General features: G+C 61.1%; 26 protein-coding genes. 5 read left to right on the top strand and 21 right to left on the bottom strand.

The genetic code is table 11. From position 1 onward, the window contains the following. Window positions 1-44: 44 nt before the first annotated feature. Together AC6JBC_RS10310 and AC6JBC_RS10305 are read left to right on the top strand one after the other, a co-directional pair. Window positions 45-2,390 carry a TonB-dependent receptor gene (locus AC6JBC_RS10310; protein ID WP_498024126.1) on the top strand — a complete coding sequence of 782 codons (2,346 nt, stop codon included), beginning with the start codon at window positions 45-47 and terminating at the stop codon, window positions 2,388-2,390. A gap of 162 nt (window positions 2,391-2,552) precedes the next feature. After that, complete coding sequence (locus AC6JBC_RS10305) at window positions 2,553-3,101, top strand: hypothetical protein (protein ID WP_196225515.1); 549 nt, start codon at window positions 2,553-2,555, stop codon at window positions 3,099-3,101. Window positions 3,102-3,217: 116 nt separating this feature from the next. Here AC6JBC_RS10305 and AC6JBC_RS10300 read toward each other — a convergent pair whose 3' ends face one another. The 4 genes from AC6JBC_RS10300 to AC6JBC_RS10285 all read right to left on the bottom strand — a co-directional run bounded on the left by AC6JBC_RS10300 (window position 3,218) and on the right by AC6JBC_RS10285 (window position 6,328). After that, complete coding sequence (locus AC6JBC_RS10300; RefSeq protein WP_498024125.1) at window positions 3,218-3,688, bottom strand: hypothetical protein; 471 nt, start codon at window positions 3,686-3,688, stop codon at window positions 3,218-3,220. Window positions 3,689-4,023: 335 nt separating this feature from the next. Further along, window positions 4,024-4,395: a hypothetical protein gene (locus AC6JBC_RS10295; RefSeq protein WP_498024124.1), complete on the bottom strand. Its 372-nt coding sequence runs from the start codon at window positions 4,393-4,395 to the stop codon at window positions 4,024-4,026. Between the two features lie 95 nt (window positions 4,396-4,490). After that, window positions 4,491-5,357, bottom strand: coding sequence for an SDR family oxidoreductase (locus AC6JBC_RS10290; RefSeq protein ID WP_498024123.1), 867 nt, complete (start codon window positions 5,355-5,357; stop codon window positions 4,491-4,493). 92 nt (window positions 5,358-5,449) lie between these two features. Continuing rightward, on the bottom strand, window positions 5,450-6,328 hold the full coding sequence (locus AC6JBC_RS10285; protein ID WP_498024122.1) for a hypothetical protein: 879 nt from the start codon (window positions 6,326-6,328) through the stop codon (window positions 5,450-5,452). A gap of 103 nt (window positions 6,329-6,431) precedes the next feature. On the opposite strand from AC6JBC_RS10285, the gene AC6JBC_RS10280 reads away from it, so the two are divergent. Further along, window positions 6,432-7,742, top strand: coding sequence for an SLC13 family permease (locus AC6JBC_RS10280; protein ID WP_498024121.1), 1,311 nt, complete (start codon window positions 6,432-6,434; stop codon window positions 7,740-7,742). Here AC6JBC_RS10280 and nhaA read toward each other — a convergent pair. Together nhaA and AC6JBC_RS10270 are read right to left on the bottom strand one after the other, a co-directional pair. After that, on the bottom strand, window positions 7,720-8,916 hold the full coding sequence (gene nhaA / locus AC6JBC_RS10275; RefSeq protein ID WP_498024120.1) for a Na+/H+ antiporter NhaA: 1,197 nt from the start codon (window positions 8,914-8,916) through the stop codon (window positions 7,720-7,722). The genes AC6JBC_RS10280 and nhaA overlap by 23 nt on opposite strands. Window positions 8,917-8,969: 53 nt before the next feature. After that, on the bottom strand, window positions 8,970-9,227 hold the full coding sequence (locus AC6JBC_RS10270) for a hypothetical protein (protein ID WP_498024119.1): 258 nt from the start codon (window positions 9,225-9,227) through the stop codon (window positions 8,970-8,972). Between the two features lie 285 nt (window positions 9,228-9,512). Between AC6JBC_RS10270 and AC6JBC_RS10265 the strand changes: the two genes are divergently transcribed. Next, window positions 9,513-10,274, top strand: coding sequence for a hypothetical protein (locus tag AC6JBC_RS10265; protein WP_498024118.1), 762 nt, complete (start codon window positions 9,513-9,515; stop codon window positions 10,272-10,274). A gap of 157 nt (window positions 10,275-10,431) precedes the next feature. Here AC6JBC_RS10265 and AC6JBC_RS10260 read toward each other — a convergent pair whose 3' ends face one another. Beyond that, entirely contained in the window at window positions 10,432-11,319 is an 888-nt protein-coding gene (locus AC6JBC_RS10260) for an endonuclease/exonuclease/phosphatase family protein (protein WP_498024117.1), read from the bottom strand. A 323-nt stretch (window positions 11,320-11,642) separates the two neighbouring features. On the opposite strand from AC6JBC_RS10260, the gene AC6JBC_RS10255 reads away from it, so the two are divergent. Further along, complete coding sequence (locus tag AC6JBC_RS10255; RefSeq protein ID WP_498024116.1) at window positions 11,643-12,356, top strand: hypothetical protein; 714 nt, start codon at window positions 11,643-11,645, stop codon at window positions 12,354-12,356. An 81-nt stretch (window positions 12,357-12,437) separates the two neighbouring features. Here AC6JBC_RS10255 and AC6JBC_RS10250 read toward each other — a convergent pair whose 3' ends face one another. From AC6JBC_RS10250 to AC6JBC_RS10185, 14 genes are all read right to left on the bottom strand, one after another. After that, entirely contained in the window at window positions 12,438-14,228 is a 1,791-nt protein-coding gene (locus AC6JBC_RS10250; RefSeq protein ID WP_498024115.1) for an ATP-dependent helicase, read from the bottom strand. Continuing rightward, a complete protein-coding gene (locus AC6JBC_RS10245; RefSeq protein ID WP_498024114.1) occupies window positions 14,221-16,020 on the bottom strand; it encodes an ATP-dependent nuclease in 1,800 nt (599 codons plus the stop codon). The genes AC6JBC_RS10250 and AC6JBC_RS10245 overlap by 8 nt, the downstream gene beginning before the upstream one ends. A gap of 163 nt (window positions 16,021-16,183) precedes the next feature. After that, window positions 16,184-16,897, bottom strand: a complete 714-nt coding sequence (locus AC6JBC_RS10240) for a hypothetical protein (protein ID WP_498024113.1) — start codon at window positions 16,895-16,897, stop codon at window positions 16,184-16,186. A 91-nt stretch (window positions 16,898-16,988) separates the two neighbouring features. Then, window positions 16,989-17,966, bottom strand: a complete 978-nt coding sequence (locus tag AC6JBC_RS10235; protein ID WP_498024112.1) for a replication initiator protein A — start codon at window positions 17,964-17,966, stop codon at window positions 16,989-16,991. Next, window positions 17,963-19,324, bottom strand: a complete 1,362-nt coding sequence (locus AC6JBC_RS10230) for a bifunctional DNA primase/polymerase (RefSeq protein ID WP_498024111.1) — start codon at window positions 19,322-19,324, stop codon at window positions 17,963-17,965. Before AC6JBC_RS10230 ends, AC6JBC_RS10235 begins: the two co-directional genes overlap by 4 nt. Window positions 19,325-19,327: 3 nt before the next feature. Beyond that, a complete protein-coding gene (locus AC6JBC_RS10225; RefSeq protein WP_498024109.1) occupies window positions 19,328-19,609 on the bottom strand; it encodes a hypothetical protein in 282 nt (93 codons plus the stop codon). A 2-nt stretch (window positions 19,610-19,611) separates the two neighbouring features. Further along, a complete protein-coding gene (locus AC6JBC_RS10220) occupies window positions 19,612-19,824 on the bottom strand; it encodes a helix-turn-helix transcriptional regulator (protein WP_498024107.1) in 213 nt (70 codons plus the stop codon). A 114-nt stretch (window positions 19,825-19,938) separates the two neighbouring features. Further along, window positions 19,939-20,667, bottom strand: a complete 729-nt coding sequence (locus AC6JBC_RS10215) for a hypothetical protein (RefSeq protein ID WP_498024106.1) — start codon at window positions 20,665-20,667, stop codon at window positions 19,939-19,941. Continuing rightward, a complete protein-coding gene (locus tag AC6JBC_RS10210) occupies window positions 20,664-21,917 on the bottom strand; it encodes a tyrosine-type recombinase/integrase (RefSeq protein WP_498024105.1) in 1,254 nt (417 codons plus the stop codon). Before AC6JBC_RS10210 ends, AC6JBC_RS10215 begins: the two co-directional genes overlap by 4 nt. Window positions 21,918-22,032: 115 nt before the next feature. Continuing rightward, the gene (gene trmB, locus AC6JBC_RS10205) at window positions 22,033-22,728 is read right to left on the bottom strand and encodes a tRNA (guanine(46)-N(7))-methyltransferase TrmB (protein ID WP_498024103.1); all 696 of its coding nucleotides are present in this window, start codon (window positions 22,726-22,728) and stop codon (window positions 22,033-22,035) included. A 178-nt stretch (window positions 22,729-22,906) separates the two neighbouring features. Beyond that, window positions 22,907-23,086 carry a hypothetical protein gene (locus AC6JBC_RS10200; protein WP_449471440.1) on the bottom strand — a complete coding sequence of 60 codons (180 nt, stop codon included), beginning with the start codon at window positions 23,084-23,086 and terminating at the stop codon, window positions 22,907-22,909. Between the two features lie 182 nt (window positions 23,087-23,268). Next, the gene (gene metK, locus AC6JBC_RS10195; protein ID WP_498024102.1) at window positions 23,269-24,474 is read right to left on the bottom strand and encodes a methionine adenosyltransferase; all 1,206 of its coding nucleotides are present in this window, start codon (window positions 24,472-24,474) and stop codon (window positions 23,269-23,271) included. A 61-nt stretch (window positions 24,475-24,535) separates the two neighbouring features. After that, the gene (gene lnt, locus AC6JBC_RS10190) at window positions 24,536-26,212 is read right to left on the bottom strand and encodes an apolipoprotein N-acyltransferase (RefSeq protein WP_498024100.1); all 1,677 of its coding nucleotides are present in this window, start codon (window positions 26,210-26,212) and stop codon (window positions 24,536-24,538) included. 10 nt (window positions 26,213-26,222) lie between these two features. Then, the gene (locus AC6JBC_RS10185; RefSeq protein ID WP_464788319.1) at window positions 26,223-26,858 is read right to left on the bottom strand and encodes a YqaA family protein; all 636 of its coding nucleotides are present in this window, start codon (window positions 26,856-26,858) and stop codon (window positions 26,223-26,225) included. Between the last annotated feature and the right edge of the window lie 128 nt (window positions 26,859-26,986).

Genomic DNA, 26,986 nt, shown 5'->3' with positions numbered 1-26,986 from the left:
CTTGCGCTCTGTGTATCGGGCTGCCCAACGATAAGGGGGCAGTCATGATTAAGGGGTCACGCGTTTGGTTGAGCGCCGCGCTGATTTGCGGCGGTTTTCCGGGGGTTGCGTTTGCTGACGTACCGGCGGACGGGGCGGGGGAAGGGGCGATCATCGTCACGGCCCGGCTGCGTGAGGAGGATGCGCAGACTGTGCCTGCGTCGCTGAGCGTTGTTAGCGGCGATGAACTGACGCGGACTTATACGGTCAACACGAACCAGCTTAGCCAGCTGGTTCCGGCGCTGAATTATAGTTCGGCCAATCCGCGCAATACCGCCTTCACCATTCGCGGGCTGGGGTCGAGCGTGGTGGCGGTTAGCCAGGCGAATGATGGATTGGAACCGGGCGTCGGCTTTTATGTGGACGGCGTCTATCATGCGCGGCCCGCGACGGCGGCGTTCGACTTTGCCGATGTGGAGCGGGTAGAGGTTCTGCGCGGGCCACAGGGCACGCTGTTCGGCAAGAATACGACGGCGGGCGCGATCAGCATCACGACGAAGCGGCCGAGCTTCGACTTTGGCGCCGAGGGCGAGATTTCCTATGGCAGCCGCGATTTCGTGCAGGCGAAGGCGGCGGTGACGGGGCCGATCGTGGGCGATGTTCTGGCGTTTCGTTTGTCGGGGGCGGTGACGCGGCAGGATGGTTACATTCGCAACGTTCGGCGCGGCGAGTGGCAGAATGGGATCCACAATGATGCGATCCGGGGGCAGTTGCTGTTTCAGCCTTCGCCTGATCTTTCGGTGCGGGTGGTGGGTGACTGGGCCAGTTTCCAGAATAACTGTTGCGCGCAGGTGTTCGTGCGGGTTGCGCCGACTTTGAAACCAGCGGGGCAGCGCTATGCGGCGCTGGCGGCCGGTGCGCCGGGTGGCCCCTATGCGCCGCCGAGCTTCAACCCTTATGACCGGGTGACGGATAATGACGCGCCGCTGGGCGTGGATACGGACGAGGGCGGGGTTTCGGGGACGGCCGAGTGGAAGATGGGCGGCGTGACGCTGACGTCGATCAGTGCGTGGCGCTTCTGGAACTGGGATGCGGCGAATGATCGGGATTATACCGGTCTGCATATCCAGACGACGCAGCATATTCCGTCGCGGCAGGACCAGTATAGCCAGGAGTTCCGGATTGGATCGAACACGCCGGGCAGATTGGAATATGTCGCGGGGCTTTATTATTTCCATCAGAAGATCACGGGGCGGCCGATCAGCATTTATGGGCCGCTGGCAACTTACTGGCTGCTGGCGCCGAGCGCGACGCGGACGTCTTCGCTGCTTGATGGCTATCAGACCGAAGGGCGGACGGATTTCCGTAGCGAGAGCTTCGGCATATTCGGTGAGGTGACGTGGCGGCCGGTGGAGCGGATCGCGGTGACGGGCGGCCTGCGCTACACCTATGAGGAGAAGGACGGCGTCTATGATGTGCGGACCTTTGGCGGGGTGGCGCCGACGGCGGCGTTGCAGGCGGACCAGCAGTCGATCCTGCGGGCGCAAAGCTATAGCGCGCATGATGGCGATGGCAGCGCGTCGGGGCGCGTGAATGTCGCCTATGATGTGGCCGACGGGGTGATGGCCTATGCGAGCTTCGCCAAGGGGCAGAAGTCGGGCGGCATCAACATGTCGGGCCTGCCGGTCAATGCGTCCAATCAGGCGGTGCTGGCGACGGCGGTGGTGCGGCCGGAGACGAACACGACCTGGGAAGCGGGGATCAAGACGCGGCTGCTGGATGGCGCGGTCATCTTCAACATCAACGGCTATCATGTCGATGTGAAGGATTTTCAGGCCAATATCGTCGACAATAGCGCGACGGTGGCGCTGCGCAGCTATCTGGCGAACATCCCCAAGGTGACGGTGAAGGGGATCGAGTTCGACGCGGCGGCGCAGGTGGGTTCGCGCCTGACGCTGCGTGCTTCGGGGGCTTTGGCCGATGGGGAATATGCGAGTTATCCAAGCGGCCCCTGCCCGATCGAGCGGACGGGGACGGGGACTGCGCGATGCGACCTGACGGGCAATGCTCTGCCGGGCCTGCCCAAATGGACCGGATCGGCCGGGGGTGAATATCGGATGCCGGTGGGGAGCGGGGCGCTGTTCCTGCGGGCGGATGCCGTTACCCGGACGCGTGTGCGGGGAGAGGCGACGGGGTCGGCCTATACGATCATCAAGGGCTATACGTTGGTCAACGGCAGCGTCGGCTATCGTTTGGGCGACTGGGAGGCGGCAGTGTTCGCGCGGAACCTGTTCGACAAGGACTATATGCAGAATCTGACGGTGCAGGCGGGCAATAGCGGGCTGATCGTGGGGACGCCGAGCGAGCCGCGGACGATCGGGGTGACGTTGCGGACGCATCTGGGGCGGTGAGGGGCTGTGCTGCCTCTTTTTATCGCTTTCACAAAAATTACATGTTGCGACGCACAAAGAAAAGTGATTCCCTGTAGTTGTCGGCAGAACCGGCGCTTAATCTTACAGTAACCATGTTGGGCGCATGTTCTGCTGATCGACTTGAAGTCGGAGGGCAAGAGCATGGGCACCAATGCAAGACCGGCTGACGGGGCAATCACCCTGGCTGAATTGCGCGAATTCGCCAGTTTCCCGTCTGCCACGCAGCGCTATATCCGCCGGTCGCTGGACATCGGCCTTCACCGTCGTGACGCCATGAAGCTATGGTCGCGCGACATGGTGGAGGAGGCGAGCATCCGCGCGCAGGCCCGCATTTACGGGCGGCTGGACGAGATCAAGGCGCGGGTGCCCGATGACAGCGGGCTGGACCAGATGGAGCCGTTCATGGCGCCGCTGGTGACGGTTTCGGCTTTCGATCTGGGGCAGGACAGGCTGAGCAGCTTTTCCGCCTATCGGTTTTTGTATGAACGGCTGTTGGGGGCGGGGGCGCGGCCTTGGTTACCGGGGGCGTTCTGCGCGGCGGCGAGCTTGCCGCATCTCCATCCCGAAAAGCGCCGGGCGCTGTTGCAGTCGATCAGTGAGGCCGCGGCGACGGCGGTAGGGTGGTCTAATCGGGAGCCGACCTTCTATCCTGAGTGGGTGGAGAAGGTGGATATGAGCAAGGCGAACTGAGATCCGGGCGCCCTTCCGGTGGAGGGGCGAGGGTGTGACGGCGCTGCGGGCGGGGCTCGCGGTGCTGTTGCTTTTTGAGGTGGTGGGGATGGGGTGGTTTTCTGACATTCCGCAACTCAGCGCAAAATTAAGAAAACCGCCAAAGCCATCAGGGCTAAAGCTGCCAAACACCCCCAGACCGGTACCCTCTTGCTGAACCGATCGCCATCGGGATCATTTTCCGCCCAGAAGTCGCGCTCATAGTCCCATACAGCCTTTACCAACTGGTCGAGGGAGGAATCCAAGTTGGGATTTTGGCCGATGGCTTCAAGATAGCGGATCAGCAGCGGCTTAAGATCGTCTGGTCGGCATGAGCCTGCAACCGATTGGACTACAGCCTTCTTTCCTACGTGCGTAATGTTGTATGGTTCGGCCCTTGGGCCATATGCGACAGAATAAACTCCCGTCTCGATGTCGGTCACTTCTATATAGCGCTCGGCGGCGCGAATGGATGGAAATACCAGCAGCGGCTCGTCGGCAGGGATAAAGATCCCGCCTGAGGGCATCGCAACAGAAGTGTAAGCAAAGTCTGCGTCTGATTTGTTCATAGGTGACCTGTCTCACCTTCCGTCTTTGTCCGCAAATGGTCGTTAGCCGACTGTCCCCAGTCCGTCATGCCAGCGAAAGCTGGCATCTCTGTCGATAGCGTTCGGACTAGCCGCACAAGATCCCAGCTTTCGCTGGGATGACGGAGGTGGGTGGTTTGGGGAGGTTCATCCTTCCCAGCGCGAGATGCGAGGGGGCCGTTGCGAAAGGGATGGTGGAGGGGAAATTTCGCAGGTCGTGCTATTTTCTCCTCCATCGGCCTGTGGCTGGTTCCCCTCCCCACGCTTCGCGCAGGGAGGGTTTGGGAAGGCTATTCCCCGGCGCTTTCCTTGCTCTGTCAGGAAGCCAGCCATTGCAGGGCTTGTTTTTCCTCCTGGAAGAACATGGTCGGGGTGTCTCGCATCAGCCGTTCCATTTGCAGTCTGAGGAGGGCGGATTCGGGTAGCAGGACGCCATATTCGCTGATCTGGGCGGCATAATTGGTGATGATCTTCATGAAGCTGTTCATGACCGTTTGCGATTGAACGGTGCATGCTTTCATATCGAGCAGGACGCGGTCGATCGGTGAGGGTCTGGCGGTCATGGCGGCGCGTTGCCGAAGTGCCGCGATATAGCCTTCGACGGCATCGCCATCCCAAAAGCCTCGAAAGACGATTCGTAGCGTGCCGGGCTTGTGTCCTGCCACAAATTCAAAGCGTTCCTCTGCCATCGGCTTCACTTGTCGGATGATGGGACGCTTCGCAACTGTCGTTTGGCCTAGGGTTGCGTAGCGTCAGGGTCGTGGGGAGCGATTTTGTGAGGGGGTCATCCATTCACGATGGTGCCGCCATTGGGGTGGAGGACCTGGCCGGACATGTAGCTGGAGTCGTCGCAGGCGAGGAAGAGGAAGGCGGGGGCGACTTCGTTCGGCTGGCCGGGGCGGCCCATGGGGGTGGATTCGCCGAAATGTTCCAGCTTCTCGGGGCTTGCGCCGCCTGAGGGGTTGAGCGGGGTCCAGATGGGGCCGGGGGCGACGGCGTTGACGCGGATGCCGTCTTTCACGAGGTTTTCGGACAGGCTGCGGGTGAAGGCGGTGATGGCGCCCTTGGTGCTGCTGTAATCGAGCAGTTCCGATGACCCCTGATACATGGTGACGCTGGTGCAGTTGACGATCGCGGCGCCTTTTTTGAGGTGCGGGCGGGCGGCCTGCGTCAGGAAGAACATGCCGAAGATGTTGGTTTGGAAGGTGCGGCGCAGCTGTTCTTCGGTGATGTCGGTGATGTCCTGGTCGGGATGCTGTTCCCCGGCATTGTTGACGAGGATGTCCAGGCGGCCGAAGCGGTCGATTATCTGTTTGACGGCGTCGTCGCAGAAGGATTTTTCGCCAATGTCTCCGGCGATGGTGAGGGCCTGCTGGCCTTCGGCTTCCACGATCTGCGCGGTCTTTTTCGCGTCGTCATGTTCGCAGAGGTAGAGGATGGCGACGTCGGCGCCTTCGCGGGCGTAGAGGGCGGCGACGGCGCGCCCGATGCCGCTGTCCGCGCCGGTGATGAGGGCGACTTTGCCCGCGAGGCGGCCGGAGCCGGGGTAGCGGGGTTCCCATTCGGGCTTGGGTTCCAGCTTGCTTTCATGGCCGGGCAAGCCGTCTTCGTGGATCATCTCTTCATGATTGTCGGATGGGGTGTCGGACATGGCGCATCTCCTTTCCTCGGCCAACACATGGGCGGGGGAGATGGTTCATGGCGTTGTGAGTGAGAAAGCGAGATCGGGTGAACGGGTGGCTTTCAGTGCCCGGCCGAGCTGGTCGCGCTGCGATTTTCCCAGATGGCGACTGGCGTATCGGTGCCGGGCAATTCCATGCGCACCTCGGTCAAGGAGATGGCGAGGACGCAGGTGGGGCGCTGTTCCATCCCAAGCGGCTGGAGGCAGTGAACGGGGCCGTTGCCGGGCACCTGCTCGATACGGCCGATGAGGCGGAGCCTTAGCCCGCGCGAGGGGGCGAAATCTTCAGGCGCGAGGCGCAGCACTTTTTCGAAGGGGCGTCCGTGGCGCCAGAGGTCGTTGCCGTCATTCTGGCCGAATTGGGCGAGGGCGAGGGTGCGGTCGGGTGCTGGCGCGGTGTCTTCTTGCTGCGCGGGGGCGGCTTTCGGTGCGGCAGGGCATTCGTCGCTGGTGGACCAGGGACGCTCCATCCAAAAGCCCTCGGCATCATGGCCTTCCCCTTCGGCGGGGAGGGCGAAGTCGGCGGCTTTCCAGGCGATCGGCATGACATGGACGCGGAGCACGCCAGCCGCTTCATCATAGCGCCAGCGCATGGGAGCTATGCTGTCCTTGGCCGCAGCGCCGTAGCAGCCAAAGGGGAGGACGATGTCGAACCGCTGTCCGACAGCATTTGCGACATCTGGCGGCAACGGCTTGCCCGACGAGAGTGCGTCGGCGGCGCGGCGGGTGAGGTCGGCTATCTCCGCGCGGCCCCAGAGGCGCGGCGATTGCGGCTGTACCGGGAATGGCGGCGGGATGATTGTGACGGGGGCAGGCGCGGGGGGTGGAGCCTTTGGCGCGGTGGCGCGGCCGAGAAGGAAGCCGCCCGCGCCGATGGCGATGAAAGCGGTTAACCCCGCGGCTATGGTAAGCCGACTGGTCCGGGCACTGGGTTCACGCATAATCCATTGATAGCAAAAAAGCCTTCATCCTCCAGAGGATAAATGCCCTTTTTGGGCCTTGCTGCGTTGACAGGGGCGGCGGCAGGCACGAGGCAGGGGGCGCATGACGATTGACCAAGTTCTGACGCTGCTGGTGCTGGCGGCCGTCGTCGCGGCGCTGATCTGGGACAAGGTGCGTGCCGATGTCGTCGCCCTGTCCGGGGCGGCGGTGCTGTTGATGACGGGCGTCGTGCGGCCGGTCGATGTGCAGGGCGCCTTTGCAAGTCCCGCGATCATCGCGCTCGCGTCGCTGTTCGTCATTGCCTATGCGCTGGAGCTGTCGGGCCTGTTGGACCGTGCGATCGCGATGGCGGTGACGATGTGCAGGCGGATGGGCGCGACCGGCATGTGGCTGCTGTTGTCGATGATCGGCGCGGTGTCCTGCTTTCTCAATTCCACGCCGATCGTCGTGCTGGGCGCCCCAGTGGTGCGGGATGTCGCCAACGCGTTGAGCCTGTCGCCCAAGCGGTTCCTGATGCCGCTGTCCTACATCACCATCCTGACCGGATGCTGCACGTTGATCGGCACGTCGACCAACCTGCTGGTGGATGACATGGCGAGCGTGGCGGGGCAGCCGCGCTTTGGGATTTTCGAGATTACGCCGGTGGGATTGCCGATGGCGCTGGCGGGCGGGCTGTACCTGTTCCTGTTCAGCAAGAAGCTGCTGGGCGGCCGTCATGAGGCGGATGAGCGGGAAGGGGAGGTCCAGCCGATCGATGCCCTGCATGTGTACAGCGCGCAGGTGGGCGACCCGGCGGTGTTTGCCGAGCCACGGCCGCTAAGACCCGCCAAGGCTGCGATTGCATTGGGGGTGTTTGCGGCGGCGGTGGGACTGGCGGCGATCGATGTCGCGCCGATTGCGGCGAGTGCCTTTGCCGGGGCGGTGGTGCTGATCCTGCTGCGGGTGATCAGCGCGGACGAGGCCTATAGCGGGCTGCGGCCGCAGATATTGATCCTGATCGCGGGCATGGTGGTGATCGGCATCGCGATGGAGCAGAGCGGGCTGGCGGCGGATGCTTCCCAGATGCTGATCGGCGGGGTGCATGGGCTGAGCCCGCTGATCGCGCTGGTCGTGCTGTATATCGTGACGATGGTGCTGACGGAGTTGCTGTCGAACGCGACGGTGGCGGTGCTGGTGACGCCGGTTGCGGTGGCGCTGGCCGATAGTCTGGCGGTCAGTCCCCGGCCGTTTCTGGTCGCGGTGATGATGGCGGCGAGCGCGGCCTTTGCGACGCCCTTTGGCTATCAGACCAATGTCATCGTCTATCAGATGGGCGGCTATCGCTATATGGATTTCGTGCGGGTTGGGTTGCCCTTGAACCTGATCACTTGCGTCGTCGCGGTGGCGGCGATCAGCGTGTTTTTTCCGTTCTGATCAGGCTGGGCGTCAGCCGCAGGATAAGGAAACCGGCGGTGGCGGAGGCGAGTGAGCCGAGCAGGATGCCTAGCTTTGCCGCATCGCCTGTATCCGGATGGGGCGCGAAGGCGAGGCCGCCGATGAAAAGGCTCATGGTGAAGCCGATGCCGCACAGGAGGGCGACACCATAGACTTGGCCCCAGCTGGAGTGAGCGGGGCGGCTGGCCCAGCCGAGGCGAGACAGGAGCCAGATGGTGCCGAATATGCCGAGCTGCTTGCCCGCGAAAAGGCCGAGCGCGATGCCGAGCGGCACGGGCTGAGCCAGGTCGGATAGCGCGACCTCGCTTAAGGACACGCCCGCATTGGCGAAACCGAACAGCGGCACGATGGCGTAGGCGACCCAGGGGTGGAGGCCATGCTCCAGCCGGGACAGCGGCGAATGCTGGTCGTCGGGGGCGGCTGGGGTCTTTCGCAAGGGGATGGTCATCGCGACGGCGACCCCTGCCAGCGTGGCGTGGATGCCGGATTGCAGCACGCAGAACCAGACGAAGAGGCCGATCAGCACATAGGGCCAGAGGCTGTTTACCCCCGCCCGATTGCAGAGGGCAAGGCAGGCGAGACCTGCGATGGCCAGGGCGAGGGGCAGCAGGTTGAGCTGTCCGCTGTAGAAGAGGGCGATGATGAGGACGGCGATCAGATCGTCGATGATCGCCACCGCCGCCAGGAATATCTTGAGCGATCCCGGCACGCGCGGGCCGAGGAGGGCGAGCACGCCGAGGGCAAAGGCGATGTCGGTGGCGGCGGGGATCGCCCAGCCGCGAAGGCCGATGGCGTCTCCCCGGTTGATGGCGACATAGATGAGGGCGGGCATGATCACGCCCGCCGCCGCTGCGAGGCCAGGCAGCAGGCGGTCGGGCCATCGGGCGAGTTGCCCGTCCAGCACCTCTCGCTTGATTTCGAGGCCCACGATCAGGAAGAACAGCGCCATGAGGCCGTCGTTGATCCAGTGGAGCAGGCTGAGCCCCGCCAGTTCTATGTGGAGCGTGTGGAAATAGTCGGCCGACAGGGCGGAGTTGGCGACGAGCATCCCCAGAGCCGCAGCCGCGATCAGGATGATGCCGCCAGCCGCTTCCGCCGCGAGGAAGGCGCGCATCATCGAGAGGGGGCGGGTGATGAGGGGAGGAACACTCATCCCGCTGTTCTAACGGCCCATTTGGCGGAGGGCCACCGCTTCTGGTCGGTGGATCAGTGCGTTTCCGTGCGGAGCCGGTCGGCGAGTTGTTCGATTTCGAAGGGTTCGAGAATCCAGGTGCGAGTCTTGCGCCCCGCCCGGTGAATGGGCTGCGTCAGGAGGACGCGGGCCTGTTCGCGGGCGTGCGGCTTGAAGACCGCGAAGTGCTGGGCGCAGTCACGGATCGTGCCGATGACCGGGGCGCGGCCTTCAAGGTCGATCAGGGTAGCGGGCTGATCCCAGGGGATTGCGGATGTTGGATTATCGTTCATTCACTTGCGCCTGTAACGGAAATACCAGACTTCAGTTATATTTTGTAGTTTTATCAACTAATATCATTTGGTTGTTGAAGAAGGCACTCCATATTTTTGGGTATAGCAATCACCGAGTAATCACCGCGAGGCGATCGAATATGCCGGGAATCCAAGTCCCTTAAACGGCCAGGATCCGTGATATCATGTTGCATCGCGTGAGCATCCTGTCCGTTTACAAAAGTCTGGTTTGTTGAATGCTTGTCGTCCGCATGATACCGCGCGCCCGGAAATAATAGGTGCTGGATGCAAGAGAATATCGGAATGTCAGAGCAGGCTCTCTCCTACTGGGAGGCTATGACAGATCCGTCGATATTTCCTGATTCGTGCGAAGGCGATGTTGGTACCCCTAAAAACCCATCGATCTGGCTCTTGGGCATCGAGCCCGGCAAGCCGCAGTCAGATCGGATCCATGAGAAAAATGGTATAACCTTTCCGGGGCAAGACCGATATTCCGTCGAATTTCAGCTGGGCCGGAAATGGGTTTACAACGAGAACGCCTTCAAATTTCTGACGGTCCTGTGTGATGAACCCCTCGACAACTGGCAAAGCTTTGCCATGCGTGAACGGGTCTTTGAAAATGGCTGCTCAGGATATCTGAAGGGTAACATCTATCCTGAGCAATTTAGTGACGTTGCGACCTGGGATCCCGCGGTTGCTGCTCGAACGGGTTGCGCTAGCAAGCCGGAATATTATGCCCGCGTGAAGGAAGCCACCTTTGCAGGTGCTCGGCAATGGGTTGAGAAATGCCGCCCCAAGCTGATCATCGGTGCCGGGATTGGGTTTGCCGCTGACTTCCTCCAGATAGTCGGTGGGACTGAATTAGGGGCGCGGCACTGGTGGGCCAGCGACAGCGGCGCTAGGAAGGGCCTGTACTTTACCACCAGCGGCATAGTGCCCCTTGCTGTTATTCCCCATCTCAGCGGACAGGGAACGTCCGTGCTGAAGTATGATGATTCCGGAATTGTCTATGCCGCAAACTACATTCGCCAGGCTCTAGACTGGTGAAGCAAGGCTTGCTTCGACAAAGCTGTGGCAGCGCCTTACTCTGAACGCGCCGCTCACCGAGGCGTCGCTCAGTCGGGCATCCACAGTCTCAGCTTTGCAGATCAATGCAGGTCGTTCGCAGCCGGCCGATCCAAATATGTGGGCATGTGCCGACCGGCTAGCGGGCCGCCCGGGTCAATGTTGCGGTGACCCCGAAATGATCGCTCAGTCGGGCTCCAGAAACCGTTATATTGGACAGGGCAGCAACGCTACCGGCCTCAAACTCACCGCTATGGGCAATATGGTCAATCGCTTGGCTCTCGCTGCCGGCGATCGCGCCGCCTGTAGGAAGGTTCAGCTTCGACAAAACTGCTCGCTCCAGTGCCGAATGAACTGATTTCGGCTGCCGTCTTCGCGGGTGACTCTGATTGAAGTCTCCGATCAGGATCGTTGGGTCTGTGGTGGCAGCCAGTGCGACCGCCAGTCCTTCGAGATAAGCCAGATGATCTTGCCATGGCGTTCGATCACGTCGCCCTGTGCGAACATGCGCGTCTCTCCAAGGTATGCAAACTCCGACAACTCGAATCGGGCCGACGGCAGTCTCCGTAGTCCCCGCAACATAACGCCCTGGCGGCAGATCGGCTGGGCCTTGTTCATCAACGTCGTGCCAGGGTGCGTCGCTCCATAGAATGACTTTCCGACGGCCTTTCTTAAGTGGATAACCCCAATCAGCCGCCCCCGCGATCACATGCCCTTGCCCGTCGAAGAAATCGTTATAACCCTCGGTGACACAGGCGATATTTGGGCCAACTGCCATTAAGCGGCGATGTAATTCAGCGCCGTCACTGGAGCTCCGTTCACGCCACTCCAAGTTCCATGTCGCAACGACTATGCTGGCTTCGTTTTCCATAGGCGCGATGCCTCCCTGCTCCTTAGAGCGCATTTGCGGCGGGTGCTCAAGCTGGACTGACCGATCTGCCATTTGGCAGCGTTGACGGGTGGGCGGGCAGCTTCGAGCCAAATCCAAGCCTTCGACCGCGATATTGCCGTGCTTGGAAGCGGACATTCATATTATGACTGGGTCTGTGACAGAACTGCCATTCGTAAGCACCATCTCGAACGGCGGGTTCCGAATCAATCGGCCGTTCGATGGTCTGCGCTAGCTAGCAGCGCATAAGTACGGCTGGTTGAAAACGGCCTTTCCGTTTCTAGGCGTCATGGCCGCGATTCCGGCCGTCCGATCTGCAAGACCTGCCGCGCACTAACATCTGTGGTTTAGCGTCACTTCTACAGGCGAGCAGGAATTTGAAATTTTTGACTCGCCATACTAACCCGCTCCCACAGGCGAATCTTGCCCCCTTGTGGCACTCAATTAAAAGGAGAGAAAATTTGTCGAGCAACGTCGACGCATTTCTTACAGACAAGACACGAGCAACCGAGCGAGAACGGATCTTACATTTAACTGCGGCACGCGATCTGAAACTTTATGCTGCGGCGCATGAGGAACGACTTCTTATCAGCGAGCCGGAATTGGATCTCGACGGGTACGATTTCGCGATGTGGAGCGAATTCGAGACCATCTATATTCAAAGCAAAGCCACTCTGAAGAAGGGAGGCGCCCGCTCTTGGCATGTTCGAGCAGCGTTGCTCAAACCGTCGTTCTACAATCGTGACCTTATTCCGCCACTCGATGGGGTAAATACTTGGGGCATGGAAATAGGTGGCGATGGTGGTGTCCTCCTGCACGTCGTCGATCAGGAAGCCTCTACATTACAGAACCTTGTCATTGAGTATCGTTACCTCGACGTCTTTTGGTTGATTGGTGTCGCTGCAGGCGCAATCAGGAAGACGGAAAGAGCACGAGGTCGAGCGCTGAGCCTGCTTCGGGAGATTCGTGATGCCGGGACCGATGACAAGATTAAGCTCAACATCGGCGATTTTGCTCGCTTGCCATGTGTCGAAGCAATTGCCGCGCTACGCTTGCACATTGGCGTGCACAGCAATTGGGCCAGTGTTGGTAGATTAGTCGCTGAGCTAAACGCCCAGCCTTCGCTACCGGAGGTATATCAAGAAATCTGGCCAGGCATCCAAGGCGTAACATAGCCGGCCGGCAGCCTTGCAACTTGTGAAGGAGCCGTTCCGGCGAAAGCCCCCAGCACGCTTCATCCGGTGAAGCGGAATGGGTCATTCCGCTTCGTTTGCCAGGCGCTCCTCAACTTCGGTCACGAACCGCGACGGGATATTCTTCCCGTAGACAAGATGGACCTCGTGGCGCGCCCGTGTGAACCCAACGTAAAAAAGCCGTCGCGCCTCGCGCAGGTCATTCGAGCTCGGATTGTTTCGCGGCAATCGGCCTTCTTCCATTCCCACCAGGATGACGACATCGAACTCGCGGCCCTTAGCGCTGTGAAGCGTCGAGAGGTTGATACGGTTAAGGCCTGTACCGATGTCGGCGAACTCACCCAGCGGCAGGTCTTCGATCTCCCCTTCCGGGCCGAGCCGCGCGATGAAATCGTCGAGCAAACCCAGATCGTCGTTGAGCGAACGCGCGCCGGCCACATACGGTGCGACGATCTCCGCGCGAAGCGCTGTCAGCCAGGCATCGAGCGGAAGGGTCTCATCCCGCCGACTCCACAAAGCGGCGGTCAATGCCCGCTGGAATTCGAGCCTGGCCCCGTCGTCAGTCAGAACCTCGTGGAACAGCCGCGAACCTTCGCCGATCACACGGCTAAGCCGCGGGTCACCGCTGCGCCAACCTCCGCAACACCACATTGCGCATTGCTCGAGCCAGCGCAGCAGCCGGCTCGATCGCGGGTACAGTGCATTGGCGTCGGTGCGTGTGACCGAATACCCCGCATCGCCAGCGGCATTCGCGACCTCGTCGCCGATAAAAGCCGCCGGATAGAGCACGGCGATCTCGCCAAGGTCGAGGTCGGGGCGGCGCTCCCGGATCTCGGGGATCAGCTGATCGATCAGATGGCGGGCCTGGCCCGCATAGCTTCCGGTGCGGGGGTGGAAGTAGATCGTCCCCTCGTGCGCATCGTCGGGCGCACGATAGCCTCGCTCCTCGCCCAAGGCGTATTCAGACGCAGCAACGATCTTTGAGCCGCAGCGATAGTTGAGACCGAGTCGGACCGTCTCGACATCCGGGCGTTCGGATAGACGGCGCAGCAGTTCGGGATGGGCGCCGGTGAAGCCGTAGATTGACTGATCGACGTCGCCCACCGCGAATAGCCGCATGCCGGCGCTAAAGCACAGCCCCATGACCATACCGTGCAGCGCGCGCCCGAGATCCTGATATTCGTCGATGGCGAGGATCGGATATTTGGCGACAAGCGCCTTACGGAGCCACGGGTTGGTCGCGAGCGCACGCACTGCCAGCAACGGCATGTCGTCGAAGTCAATCACGCCCTTCACCCGCAATTCGGCTTCATAAGCGGTCACTAGCCTCGCCAGCTGCGGATCAGCGGTATCGAATTCGGATTGCTCGCGAACAAGGAAACGGCGCCTATACACGCCCATCCGGAAATCCCAGGTCTGCGGGTTCTCCGGTCCCTTGATGACTTTGGCATGGGCGCGCTCGAGCGCAGCACGCGATTGCTGCCGGGTGGCGACGGTGAACTCGTCCGGCAAGCCGACCCCGGCCAGCTTCGCGTAGGGTAACAAAATCTGGGTCAGCGAGAATGAGTGGACCGTGCCGATGAAGACCCGGCCGCTTGGCGAAATGCCGAGGGCGTCGAGCCGCGTTTCGAGTTCGCGGGCGCACTCGTTGTTGTAGGTGATGCAAGCGATACCGCGTGGCTCATCGACGTCTTCACTAAGCATGCGGGCCAGCTTGACAGTGAGGGTCTTGGTCTTGCCGCTTCCCGGGCCAGCGAGCAGCACGCAGTTACCGGTAGTTTCATACGCCTGCCACTGGCGCTCATTGCGGCGCAGATCCTCTGCGCTGCGGAGATACAGCGCGCGGTTAGACAAGACCGATCACATGATCGATTGCCTTGGAAATATAGTCGGGCACCGGATTCCCGGAGACACGGGTCGCTAGACGCTGCGCGAAACGGCCTTTGCCCATCTGCTCGATCATATTGAGCAGGACCTTGTGGTCGACGGTATCCGCATCCTCCTCCCACTCGCCGAGCAACGTCATGCGCGCCTGGCTGAAGCTATGCTCGCGCAGCGTCTCGATCATCTCCTGCGCATAGTCACCGTCGAACAACTCGGTCTCAAGGGTGTCAGTGTTCACGAAGATGCCGAACAGCTCCATTTTCTCGAAGGATTCCCTATAGCTGCCTTCTTCGATGTCGCTGATGACGGCGTTGGTATCCTCGCCGCCCCGTGCTTCGTCGATCGTGCGAACAAGTTTCAATCCGCGATTATAAGCGCGAGGCACCACGTTCACCTCGTCATAGTCGGTGATCACCGAGAACGGGATGCCGAGCGCGCAGAGCAGCTTTACATAGGGTTGGAAGTTTGTGCCGGCGACTGAGCAAACCGTGATACCGTGCTCGTCGAGCGAGACCTCCATTTCCTCAGCGAAGGTCGGGATCAGAAAGCGCTCGGCGTCGCCCTCAACCAAGATCACGCCCCGCGCGAAGACCAACTCGGCGCGCGTTACGTCCAGATAGCGTTCGAGGTCTTCGACATCGTCATCGGAGAACTCGGCCGACGCCGTTGAATATCCCTTGGTTCCGGCCCCGGCCTGCTCACGCAACAGCAGCAGCGAGGTGAGCGGCGCAACGCTTGCGATGTGAGGGGAATGCGTGGTCAGGATCACCGATAGCGGCTGGGCCTCGGCCTCCTCCTCACCATCATCGTCATAAGCGGTTTCGACGATCGTCTCGAACAGATGTTTGTAGACGAGGCGCTGAAGATGCGGGTGGAGATGTGCCTCCGGCTCCTCGATCGCGAGCAGCGAGTGATCGCGCTTGTTGGAGTCGATCAGCCGCTTCAGGTCGAGGAGCTTGAGGGTCAGGAAGATCAAATTCGCGGAGCCGAGACTGGCATCGGCAATGCCACGGCGTCCCTGGTCAATCAGCAGCCGGATCTGACGGTTGATCCGCGCGGCATCGGTCGCGGAGAAGCCGAGCGACGGATTCACATTCTGTTTTGGACCGCTCATTGCGAGGAACAGCTCAGCTATCTGCTCCTCGAGCGACTTGACCTCGTCGAATCCAAGGACGGCGTTTGATGCCTCCGAAATTTTCTCGCCGATGGCTGCCAAAGCATCAGCATCGATTCCGACGAACGCGTCCTCGACCAACGGCCGAAGGGGCGAGCGGCGCCAGGCTGCGAGATCTCCCTCGGCATCTCGCAGTGCAGGCAGGAGGTCCATCGTGATCCGTCGGCGCAGGTCGTGGCCGAAGCGTTTGGCCTCATCCTCTCCGCCGAAACAGATGAAGGAGAAATCATCATCGCTCGTCGGCGCGTGCTCCAGCCCCGGCTCAGGCCGCAACTGGTAAGTTAGCCGCACCGTGTCGGCATCGTCGTCAAGGCGAAAGTCGGTCAGTATCGCAAGAACGTCGAGGTCGTCCTCGAAATCTTTGATCTCTACCGTGACGGTGATCCTGGAGTTTTCATTGATCGCATCGAGGCCGTCCCAGAAATCTGCCCGCCCCAGTTGCCGGCTGCTGTCAGGTAGGGAGGGATCGAAGATGAGCCGTAGGGCGTAGAGGAGATTGCTCTTTCCTACCCGGTTCTCGCCTACGATCACGAGGTTGCCGCCAAGTGCGACGTCAAGATTCTGGAAATTACGGAAATTCTCGATCATAATGCGTGATAAGTGCATGGCGCCCCCGCCCTCCTTTGAATTCACCCTATACACATATTCGCGTCGCCTCGGCAGTTTTGTCCGCCGCCCCCATCGGCAGCTTTTGTCTAAAGCGGAAGGCGTCTAGAAAACTAGGGGCTACTCAATCGTCGTTCTGCACTCACTAAAATTGGGACGTCGCAAATAGCGGAAGCGTCGCGGCCAGGGTGCAGTGGGCTTCAAATTCGCAGGCGAACGGACGTTGGCAATGTACTCCCATTGCACGATGGATCTCGACACCACGCACCGCCTTTCGGGCCGCAAGAACGGTGGCCGCGCGCTTTAAAAGGTGGCGTTTGATAGGCACGGTAACGTTCGCATCCTGAAATTTCACCCTCGTTATGTCTGAGCTATTCCATGCGATCGGCCCTACGACGTGACGAATTATAGCCTGCGAAATGGTGGCCCCGCACCCCTGCATGACCCAGATTTGCGTGGCAAGGTCAGCCAGTTGGTAGGCTTTCACGCGAGTGGATGCCTTCACCTCTATTGCCTGCCAGCCGCCATGCTGATCTGGCTCCAGAATATCAACGCGGACGAGGACATCTTCGCGTTGGAAGGTCGCCTCGAATATCGGTTGGATAGGGCCTCGCTTCATCAGCTCCGCAGTTTTATCCAGTGCGGCCTGGATATCCGGCTCGGCGTCGACCATGATACCGCCTGGGGCAGTCAATCTGGCCTGCCGTCCGACATCATGGCCAATTTGGAAGCGGGCGAGTGTCTGGGCATCGAAGCGGCCGGCCTCGCGTCTGTGAATTTGGAGCCAGAGCCGCCGGGGGCAGTGCTCAAACGCGGCGATCTTCGATTTCGACAGGCGATATTTGAATGCGATATTCATGCGGCCAACCCTATCGTCTCGGCGGGCAAAGGTGTGGCGCGGTCGGCGGCCTCCTGTGCCTTGCTGATGAGGTAACGGGCTGCAGGCCTGCTCAGATCTCGATCGCGGTCACGGGAGATTCGGCAGACGTGCTCAGCAGGCCGTGCCATTTCTCTTCCAGCCCGGATTCTGAGGCTTCCGCTCCGAATTCGAGTTCGATCGTGAGCCTGCCCTCTCTCATCGGGACGGGCGTGCGCTCGATCCGTCGCCGCACCGCGATGGCAGGCTGGCCGTCGAAGGCCTCCAGGCCCAAACCATATCCTGGCACGTCGTCCGCCACCACGGCTGCCAGGATGGCGTCCCAGGGGTCGGTGCCTGGTGGGATAGGCCCCAACCGAGTCAGAGCCTCCCGCTGCGTGATGAACCGCGCATCACCCAGCTTCTGGCCAACCCAGCCCTGAGCCCAGCCGTAAAGCCGAGCACGAAAACCGCTGAACGTCAGCGCTTCAGGAGGAATAGTGGCGATGCGTTGGGCCTGGATCTCGTCCTGTAGCCAGTCAGGCACGCTTATCACGAACCGGCTCTTATCTTTTGCGCAGGGTTCGATCGGCAGTAGCGGCCCCATTTCGGAAATCGCTCGGTCGCCCCAGTTGTAAACGCGCAGATCAGTCATGACCAGACGGCGAAGTGACGCAATAACTCGTTCACAGGCAGCCGGATCGGCGGGCATCCCAAGCTCCTCCAGCATCATGCGTGGTTCGATCTCGACGAACATTCCCGGGCAGAGGCGCGCGTTGAAAGTTTCGGTAGCCCGAGAGGCAACGTAGCTAAGCACGTAGGCGTCTTCGACCGTTGCGCGTCCGATGGTACGATTGCGCGCCGAAACGGTCATGCTAACCTTGTGACCGCGCTCCCACCCTCGAAAAATGGAACGTTCCAACGTGGGGGCGACCGCAAGGATCGGCAGCCTCAAGATTGCAACGAACTGACGGGGATGTTTGTCGATTGCGATTGAACGAGATTTGGAGGTGCCGGATGTTTTGATCGGCAACGGTCTGAATGGGTTGGCCTGGCGAAAAGTCGGGGTCATTCGCCGCGCTCCGGCATCCAGTCCGCGAGGGACTCAAAGACTGAATCATAATTTTTATTATTTTTTGGATTAAGGGATTCCTCCTCAAGGTAATCTCTCTCCTCTCTGGAACTCCGGGTGCTCTTCGCAGTCACCTTTTCGGCGATCGCGGCGCTGGTAAGGAACTCCGGAAAATAGTGAGCCCGGTGCCCCCGCCCGGCGCCAGGCCCTTGAACTGACCACAGGCCAAGCTCAACCAACCGGCGTCGAGCGCGCTTGACGGCGTCTACCCCGAGGTCGAGTCGTTCGGCGATGGTGGCAGGTGTGGCGAAGCAGCCGTCCGGTCCATAGGCAAGCGACAACATCAGATCGGAAACCTGAACCGCGGCGAGTGATAGATGCCTGTAGGCCGCTATGCGATACACGGCCGCCTGAAACCGTTCGCGTTGATCATCCTGTGCGGCACCGGGCTTGCCGGACGGTGTGTTAGGACGGACCTTGCCGCTCGCCAGCAGGTTCTTCGCTTTCTTGAGAGCATCAGCGCGTGTCCACGGGACTTTTCCCCCGCGCTTCGGGCGGGACAGGTCGGCGGTTAGAGCTAATTGGGCGAACGCCCGGTCGGCTATCACATCGGCATCGTCTTCTCCCGCAGCCCAGACGTGCCATACCAGTTTCATGAGAACAGTATCGCGGTTGTCTGTGATGAGGCCCTGCCTCTGCGCGCCCTCGGCGACAGGCGCTGGCGATGTGGCGAAATGTGTGATGGGGGCCAGCAAGTCTCCGAATTCGACGCGGAGACCGTCGATCTGTTCGGCCGTCACCATGGGCAGTTCCGTCAGCGGCCGAGCCAAGGGGCTGTCGCCCTGCCACCTGTACGGCAAGCCCGTCCCCGGATGGATACCGAAGGCAACGAAATAACTGCCGACGCCGAGAAAATCGATCCCCGGAAGGTGCGACGTACCGATGGCGGAGAAGGTGCGGAAGATCAGCTTAAATTTCGGAGCTTGGCCGATAAGCTTCAGCGGGGTTCCGCCCACCCGCTCAAGAATGATAGCTTCCAAGCGCTGGGCAAGGACAGGATCGTTGACGTCGATGTCGAAGGCGAAGCAAGGGCCGCAGACGATTCCCGTGCCGTGGTAAGCATATGCCTTCTTCCACTGCGCGATGGTCGATGGGGCCGGTGGATTAAGAGCGTACTCGCTCCGGTTCCGAATGTACGACTTCTTCGAGTTCGGCCAGACCGGGATGGGAGTCCAACCTTTGACGAGCAATGGTTCGGCGGTGTTGGCGAAATAGAGCGGGTCGTCGATGTCAGAAACGATCCCGTGAGGGCCTCGCGAATTTTTCCTAAGTCGGTCTTCGCTGTTTTGCAGGGCCATTGGTCAGGCCCCCTCGACTTTAACGCGCACGCGGCCACGGGAACTGCACCAGTCCAGGACATCGCGGGGCCGGTAATAATAGTAGCGGGCGTCCGTCACGAAAGGCGGGCCATTTCTGGTCTTACGGTAATGCGCCAGCGTCTGCGCGGATCTGCCGATTAGCTGCGACACATTGGACGGGCGGAGCAAGGGGTGATCGCGCAGGCCCTGGCCGACGAGCAGTTGCGCGCCAGCGGGGATGAGTTCTTGCCGGTTGCCAACCGCGCTATCATCGTTCCGTGCCACGGCTAGGCGCTCCGTGTTTCGGAGGTGCTGGAAACCTTGCGGGCTTCTAGCCACGCCCGAATATCGGCGGGGTCGTACATGACCTTGCGGCCAAGCTTGATGAAGCGCGGGCCGCCGCCGAGATGGCGGAGATTTTCCAGGCTGTGGGTTGCGAGGCCGGCAAGACGGGCGGCGGCCGCAGTGTTAACCGGCGGGTCAAATTCTTTGGAGTGCAAGATGGGTCTCCGGGGTACCCGGCGGGATTGCCGGGAGCTCGGAATGAAAATGACCCATTTGCCGATCCATAATAGTCGACACGATTAAAGTGCCGTGATGATTTAACGCGGTGATTATTGCCGCGATTTTGGCCGTCCCGGGTGCCTTCGACCAAAGGGTTCCGCCACTTCGTCCCAGGATCGATCAAACGCTCTTCCAGAAAGCCCCCGTATTTCGCTAAGTGCGAGTATGCGGAGCTCTCCCTTGCGCCGCGGGTCATCCTGTTCGAACTTCTTGCGCAGCCAGGCGCCGCACTGCTTTTCTGCAGATGCCGTATATTTTTTGGGCGTTTGAGCCCTTATTAGATTATCAAGAGCTTTTGCGAAGCTACGACCTTCAAAGAAGATATAAACCGATGATCCGGTTTGATCGGGCGGAATGACCATGCAGTTTTCGAAATATTTTGGAAACGCATCGGGGCGAGTCCACAAAGTTTCAGATTGTCTTGCAAACGGGGTGGTTTCATTCCACGTCAGCGTACCAAAGTCTCCCTTGAGCGCGCTGTGGACTATCCAGCGCCCCACTTTCAAAAGTCGATCACGCGCGCCATTTTGGTCCGCATGATCATCCTTTCGTGCCTGGGTATCGTCGTCGTTCCATTCTTCAGGGAACATCGCCTGGCCGACACGCAATACAGCATTGCCAAGAAATACCCGTTCTGGACAGTCGTTAGGCCAACCTGATCGATCAAACCAGAATCTATTGCTCAACACAAAGCCGGAAAACATTGATCCTGAGGTAGGAAAATCCACATAAATCGGAGTTTCAAGCTCGTCGAGCGACGTATCCGGGTCTTCGTTCATGGTTGGCTACCTGCTTCAGTATTGCACTGTCGGGGGAGTGGACGAGATTTGTCTGAAATGACTGTGCTTAGGAACCTATCCCAGGCAGTTAGTGCGGCCCGTTTTTCTTCCGTCCAGTTATGGCGCTGATAAACGCCGGCAACACCTGATCGCGAGCCACTAAGGTGGTTCAGCACTGCCTCAGTCACTTCGAATCTTATGCCAAGCCGCTGTAGCCCAGTCGCCAATGTCCGGCGGAGGTCATGCAGTCGCCAAGGCGGCAGCGGTGGATGCCCATCGCCAGCGATGAGCTTGTCGAGCCTGATCTTGCCTTTCGCATGCATGGCGAACACCTTACCGCCGGATGTCGCGAAGACGATGCCTCGTTTGGGCCATTTGTCGGAGCCGGCAAACCGATCCAACACACCGACGGCTAGATCGCTCAGCGGGATAACGTGCGCTTCCTTATTTTTCGAACGCTCCCCTGGTAGCGTCCAGGTACGATTTTCTCGATTGATCTCGTTCCAAGAGAGGCCGGTAACCTCCTCACGACGCTGACCAGTGATGATCAGCAGGCGCACGATCGGTCCAAAGAGCCTTCCAGCGTCGGCGGACGCAAGCCAAATCCGGCGCAGTTCGACGTCGTCAAGCACTCGATCGCGCGCTTTGACTGCGACGGGCGTTTCCATACCCTCGAACGGCGAGCGCTCAAGATCGCCGCGCCCGACAGCCCATCGAAACAAGCGACGTAGGACCGCGAAAGTGTTACGCCGCAACGCTTGCTGTTCTGACGGGAGCCGATCGAGCAATTCAGATATGTCGGCGCGGGTGATGAGAGGCAGCGCTTTTGCCCCTAGCGCGGGGACGGCGTGAAGGCGGAAGGTACGCTCGACCATCCGCTTCCAGCCGACGCCGACACAGGATTCTGTAAACTTGGCAGAGTAGGTATCGAAAGCGAGGTCAACTGCTTGCCTCCTCCGCTCGCGATCGGCCGCGGCCGGATCGATTCCTTGGCCAACCAGCTTGGCCAGGCGTTCGGCCTCGGTACGAGCTGTGCTAGGAGTCCAAGGGCTCCCGTATGCGCCGATCGTCCATCGCCGCGTTTTGGATTCTCGCCCGCCGAGTCGGTACTGATAGACAAAGGTTCGGGATCCCGCCGGCGTGACTTTCAGGCCAAACCCACGAAGCTCATCATCCCATAAGAATGCGTCATGTGAACCCTCGGGTTGGGCGTTGTCTACCGCCCGCTTCGTGATCCTTCCTGTTGCCATGTCCCCGCCAACAATCACCCAGTAATCACCGTAGCGGGAAATGAGGGGATCATCAAGGGAGCGGGGGGAACAAGAATCCCGTGATTATTGGGGAATTTCCAGAACTTCTTACGAACTACCGTCGCTGATACCTGAAATACCAGACTTCATGGCCGAGGCGGCGGGCCTTTGCCTCATAACGGGTTTCGGGCCAGCCGCCGGGGCGGGTTAGGAAGTCCTTGGGTTCGCTCGCCAGCCAGTCGAAATCGGGGTGGCCGTTCATCACCATCATCGCCCAGCGCAGATAGACGGGATGATCGGTGCCGAAGCGGAATTCGCCGCCGGGCTTCAGCTTGCGGGCGATCATCTCCACGGGGCCGGGGTTCATCATGCGACGTTTGGCGTGGCGGGCCTTGGGCCAGGGATCGGGATGGAGGAGGTAGACGAAGCTCAAGGCTCCGTCGGGAATGCGGCTGAGCACCTGAAGCGCGTCGCCCATATGGAGGCGGATGTTACCGAGCGCCTGATCGCGGACATGGCCGAGCGCGGTGACGACGCCGTTCAGGAAGGGCTCGCACCCGATGAAGCCATGGTCGGGCAGCATATCGGCGCGATAGGCGAGATGTTCGCCGCCGCCAAAGCCGATCTCGAAATGCAAGGGACGGTCATAGCCAAAGAGGTTGGCGGCCGTGATTTCCCCTTCTTCCGGGACGGAGAGGGCGGGCAGCAGAGTGTCGACCAGTTCCTGCTGACCGGCGCGGAGCTTGTGGCCCGACTGGCGGCCATAGAGGCGGTTGAGCGTGGTGGGGTCGCCGGATTTGTGCGCGGTCATGGCGGCGCGCTTAGCCGCGTGGCGCAGCGGGGGCAAGCGGGTAGCTGTCGTGCCTCCCGCACCCGTGGTGAGGAGCGGTACGAGTGCGGGAGGCACATTAGGCCACGGCCGGGTCCTGCGGCCGGGCTTTGGTTTGCCGGTAGAAAGAGAAGAAAAGACCGGAAGCCGGTCCTTCAGCTCAGTGGCATTTCATGAAGCGGCCCTTGGCGTCCTTGCATGGGCCTTTTTTGGCGACCGGCTTGGGCGGGCATTTGATGAATTTGCCTTTCGCGTCCTTGCATGGGGCGGCGAGCGCGGGGGTGGCGCTGGCGCCCAGGAGCGCGAGGCAGGCAAGAGCGGAGGTCAGAAACCGGGTCATCGCCTGTTCTCCTTGAAAGGAGGGGTTGCCGGACCCGACAGGGGGCCAAGTCCGGCAAGACATGTATGTGCCGGGATTGGGCGGAAACCTAGTGAACTTTTCGTCATGTTGCGCCCATGAAAAAGCGGCGCGCAAGGCCATTGCCCGCGCGCCGCTCTTTCATCTGTGGCGGGATAAAGCGCTTAGAGGGCGGCCTTCAGCTTTTCGACCAGATCGGTGCGTTCCCAGGGGAAGAAGTCGCCTTCCGCCTTGCGGCCGAAATGGCCGTAGGCGGCCGTCGGACGATAGATGGGCTTGTTGAGGCCGAGATGGGTGCGGATGCCGCGCGGGGTGAGGCCGCCCAGTTCCTTGATCCCCTTGATCGCTTCCTCGATCTTCGCATCATCGACGCTGCCGGTGCCGTGGGTATCGACATAGAGCGACAGCGGTTCCGACACGCCGATGGCGTAGGCGAGCTGGATCGTGCAGCGGCGGGCGAGCCCGGCGGCGACGATGTTCTTGGCGAGGTAGCGGGTGATGTAGGCGGCCGAGCGATCGACCTTGGTTGGGTCCTTGCCCGAGAAGGCGCCGCCGCCATGGGGCGATGCGCCGCCATAGGTATCGACGATGATCTTGCGGCCGGTGAGGCCTGCGTCACCGTCCGGGCCGCCGATTTCGAAGCTGCCGGTGGGGTTGATGTGATAGACGGTTTCGTCCGAGAGCAGGTCGCCGGGCAGGACTTCGGCGATGACGCCCTTCACATAGTCCTTCAGTTCCGCTTCCTTGGCGCCTTCGTCATAACCCTTGGCATGCTGGGTCGAGACGACGATGGCGGTCGCGGCGGCGGGCTTGCCATTTTCGAAGCGCAGCGTGACCTGGCTCTTGGCGTCCGGCTCAAGGAAGGGCGCGCGGCCGGAGTGGCGGTCGGCGGCCATCTTGGCGAGGATCTTGTGGCTGTAATCCAGCGTCGCGGGCATGAGGTCGGGCGTTTCGTCGCAGGCGAAACCGAACATGATGCCCTGGTCGCCAGCGCCTTCATCCTTATTGCCAGCGGCATCGACGCCCTGCGCGATGTGCGCGGATTGGGCGTGGAGGTTGTTTTCGAAGCGGAAGCTTTCCCAGTGGAAGCCGTCCTGTTCATAACCGATCCGCTTCACCGTTTCGCGGACGGCGCGCTCAATTTCTTCCTGTGCGCCGGGAGCCCACTGGTCATTTTCATAGACGCCCTTGCAGCGGATTTCGCCTGCCAGCACCACGAGCTGGGTCGTGGTCAGCGTTTCGCAGGCGATGCGGGCTTCGGGGTCCTTGGACAGGAACAGATCGACGATGGCGTCGGAAATCTGATCCGCGACCTTGTCGGGATGGCCTTCGGACACGGATTCCGAGGTGAAGAGATAATTGCTGCGCATGGGACTCCCGTAAGCCAAGCTGCCGTGAAAGGCGACATAAAGAAAAGTTTATGTGCCCCTATTAGCCCTTCACCCTACGGATGGCAATGGCCAGTCCGGCCAGCAGAGCCATGAACAGGAGGGGCGCCCAATTACCCAAATGGGCAAAGAGCGTGGGTGGCAGCGCGGTGGGCAGCGCGCCGTCGAGATATCCGGCGCGGTGGAGGCCGAGGGCGCGCAAGACGTGGCCGCGCGCGTCGATCACCGCTGACACGCCGGTGGGGGTGGAGCGGATAATGGGTATCCCTTCCTCGATCGCGCGCAGGCGGGCCTGAGCAAGGTGCTGGACCGGCCCCCAGCTGCCGAACCAGGCGTCGTTGGAGGGATTGAAGAGGAAGGCGGGGCGGTTCTTCGCGTCGATGACATGGCCTGAGAAGATGATTTCGTAGCAGATCTGTACGCCCATCTTGAGTTGCTGACGTGCCCATAGTGGCGTTTCCAGATCCGGATCTATGCCGCGGGTATCGTTTATTCCGGCAGGTAAAGTCAGGCTTTGCGGGCCGGGGCCGGGCCAGAAGTCGGCGTCGCCGGGGACCAGGCGAGAGAGGCCGATCGGCTGGAGGAGGGCGCGCATGGGAAGATATTCGCCATAGGGGACGAGATGCGCCTTGTCATAGCGGCCGAGCAGCTTGGCTTGGGGGGAGACGATGAAGAGGCTGTTGTTCGCTCCAGCCAGGGCGTCGGTGGTGACGCCGTTTTTCTGGACCTGCTTGAAATAGACTTTGGTCGCGCCGGTCATGAGCAGGTCGCCGGGGCCTAGCAACGCGGCGAGGCGGGTGCGCCATTGCGGTTCCATATCGAGATAGGCGGGGATGGCGGCTTCGGGCCAGAAGATGAGGCGCGGGGCGGGGCGAGGTGTGCCGGAGAGGGTGGCTAGGGTGCGGAAGTGGGCTTCTTCCAGTGTTGGCGAGTATTTTTCGTCCTGGCCTATGTTGGGTTGGACTACGCGGATGCGTGGGGCGCCTGCGGGGGTGGGGGGGGATTGGGTTAGGAGGCCCCAGAGGGCGAGAGCGCAGAGGGGAAGGGCGATGGCGGCGGTGGGGAGCCACTGACGGCGCGTTGCGAGGAGGATGGCTCCGGCAGCGAGGATCGCCAGCGCGCCTACGCCATAGGTGCCTATGACTGTCGCTGCGATGGGGATGCCGGTGGGGAGTAGGGTGACGCCTAGCGGGTTCCAGGCGAAGCCGGTGAAGGCGGTGGCGCGGAGATATTCGCTGGCTATCCAGCAGGCGGCGAAGAGGAGGATGAGGGGGAGGGTGCTGCCCACCCCGCTGCGACTAGGCGGCAGAGCCGCCAAGTCTCGCTGCCCTTCAAACGAGTCACGTGCCTCGTTTGAACGCTTGCGGGAGGGGAAGAGTGCGGAGAGCCACCAGGTGCCGAGCGTTGCCAGGCCGGGATAAACCGCGAGGTAGAGGGATAGCAGGACCACCGCGCCATAGCCGAACCAGTGGGGCATGGCGTCCTGGAAGGTGAAGGCGTGGGCGATCCAGTTGAGGCCGAGGGTGAAGTGGCCGAGGCCGAACAGCCAGCCGCGGGTGAAGGCGGCGCGACGGGTGGGGGCGGTTTCGATGAGCCAGAGGAGTAGCGCGAAGCAGGCGAGGGTGACGGGCCATAGCTTGAGCGGTTCAAACCCGGTGGCGGCGACGAAACCGGCGAGCAGGGCCGTGAGCTTTGGAAAGCGGGCGGGAAGCTGGATCATTGGGTAGGGATCAGCGGATTGTGGCCATGGTGGCGTGGCTGCACTTGTCGCTCTTGTGCCCGCCGCCCGACAGCATCGACGCTGCGATGAAGCCGCCGACTACCAGGACGAGGAAAGCGGCCGAGAGGAGGCCGAGATATTTTTCGATGAACGCCTTTATCGGACGGCCGAATTTCCAGAAGAGGAAGCCGACCAGCATGAACTGAAAGGCGCGGGACAGGATGCTGGCCCAGAGGAAGGTGAAGAGCGAGAGGCCGATGAAGCCCGCCGTGATGGTGATGAGCTTGAAGGGGATGGGCGTTGCGCCCTTCACCAATATGATTTCCGCCCCATAGTCGCGCAGATAGCAGGCGGCGACCGGGAATTTGGCGGCGAGGCCGAGGGCGTGGAGAATCTGCTGTCCGACGGCCTCATAGAGGAAATGGCCGATCGCATAGCCGAGCATGCCGCCCAATACCGAGGCGATGGTGCAGATGATGCCGAAGCGGATCGCCCGTTCCGGCCGGGCAAGGCACATCAGGCCAAGCAGCGGGTGCGGGGGGATGGGGAAGAAGCTGCTCTCCATAAAGGAGATGACGAAGAGCCAGCGTTCGGCATGGGCGTGGGCGGCTTTGGCCAGCGTCCATTGATAGAGCTTGGTGAGCATCGCGGGCGGGACTAGCGGAGATTGTGAGCGACCGCCAGCGCTTTCCATTTCATTACATAATCGAAATATGAGGCGGCGTTGACGGGAGGGCGGCGTCTGGGCATCAACCCCGTTCCCGTTTCAACAGC

The sequence above is a fragment of the Sphingobium sp. RC1 genome, from assembly GCF_059738765.1.
This window is presented reverse-complemented; position numbering and strand designations above follow the sequence as displayed.